This window comes from Gardnerella sp. CCPDSM (genome assembly GCF_056754715.1).
The window spans coordinates 1-1401 of the sequence record NZ_JBQEQO010000028.1 but is presented as its reverse complement, the minus strand read 5'-3'; the positions used below and the strand labels follow the sequence as shown (position 1 = coordinate 1401).

Here is a 1401-nt window from a genome sequence, read left to right as displayed (position 1 = left end):
CTGTGCTCGTTGGATTCAATGCGAGGAAGTAACCAGTAAACTCGGGTTTCTTTCCAAGCATCCGACCACGGGTAAACCGATACCTTCGCCTTTTATCAACATTGGTATTAACTACATGAATCAGGCGGTCAGGCTTTGGAATGAGATTTTCCAGATTGTGAAAGAAAACTGTTCGACTGAGTTTGATGGTGTTTCACCTCAAAACGATTTAATGGAACGCCTGCTTTTAACACGTAAAAACATTTAGGAGAAAAAATGTGGAAGTATGGAAAGATATTCCTGAATATGAAGGTCATTACCAAGCTTCTAATTTAGGGAAAATTAGAAGCATAAAACGTAGCACTCAAATTCTTAAAGGTGATTATCAGCGTAATGGTTATAAAAGGGTGTATTTATGGAAGAACGGAAACAAGAGAAACCTACTTGTTCATAGACTTGTGGCATTAACTTTTCTACCTAATCCTAATGATTATTCTGACATAAACCATATTGACGAAGATAAAAGTAACAACAGAATCGATAATTTGGAATGGTGTAGCAGAAGATACAACATGAATTATGGTCAGGTTAAAGAAAAGATTTCTATAGCCAATAGAGGAAGAAAGCCACATAAGAATCAGTTGATAAAGCTGAGTAATAGCTCAAAAAACAGAAAATGGATAAGCAAAGGGAATGTAGAGAAATTTATCAAAATTTCGAACATTCCTTTTTTTATTGCAGCTGGTTGGAAAATCGGAAGGAAGGAAAAGAACCATGATTGAAAAAGTAAACCCGTCACATGTCGACAAGATTGCGGATCGTATTGCTGGAGCAATTGTTGATCTGGCTTACAAGCTGGATGAGAATCCAAAGATCGCTGTTGAAGTGATGCTCGGGCATGGTAAGTGTGCCGTGTGTATTGAAAGCACGGTGATGTTTAAGTTTAAGGATATTAAAAATATTATCCACCGTTTAAGCCCTGGGAAAGTAAAGATTGATATTACGGTCGTGCCACAGGATAAGCATTTAAGCCGAAACCAGGATGGTATGGTTCGCTGTGGCGATAACGGGATTTTTAAAGGCGTACCATTAACAGGCGAGCAGAAGAAGCTTTCTGCTATTGCTCGAAAGGTTTATGAAAAGTATCCGTATGACGGCAAGTATGTTCTTGATGGTGAAAAGCTTATCATCTGCCAGTCTCACGCTAAACGAGAAGACTTATTGAAAGACTATCCGAGTGCGTTTGTTAATCCTTTAGGCGACTGGACTGGTGGTATCAGCGTGGATACGGGAGCGGTTAACCGAAAACTCGGGTCAGATATGGCTGATGCTGTTACGGGCGGCGGTCTTCATGGTAAGGATCTTACGAAAGCTGACGTGTCGGTTAATATTTACGCGTTTTTGAAAGCACAGGAAACCGGC

2 protein-coding genes and 1 pseudogene are annotated in these 1401 nt (G+C 39.9%); all 3 read left to right on the top strand.

The genetic code is table 11. From position 1 onward, the window contains the following. A pseudogene (locus ACTJLE_RS06285) lies at positions 1-247 on the top strand (terminase); the annotation flags it as partial. Positions 248-257: 10 nt separating this feature from the next. Continuing rightward, positions 258-761: an NUMOD4 domain-containing protein gene (locus tag ACTJLE_RS06280; protein WP_004125754.1), complete on the top strand. Its 504-nt coding sequence runs from the start codon at positions 258-260 to the stop codon at positions 759-761. Beyond that, positions 754-1401: S-adenosylmethionine synthetase N-terminal domain-containing protein (locus ACTJLE_RS06275; RefSeq protein WP_481267883.1), on the top strand; the 648-nt coding region annotated here is incomplete at its 3' end. The genes ACTJLE_RS06280 and ACTJLE_RS06275, both read left to right, overlap by 8 nt.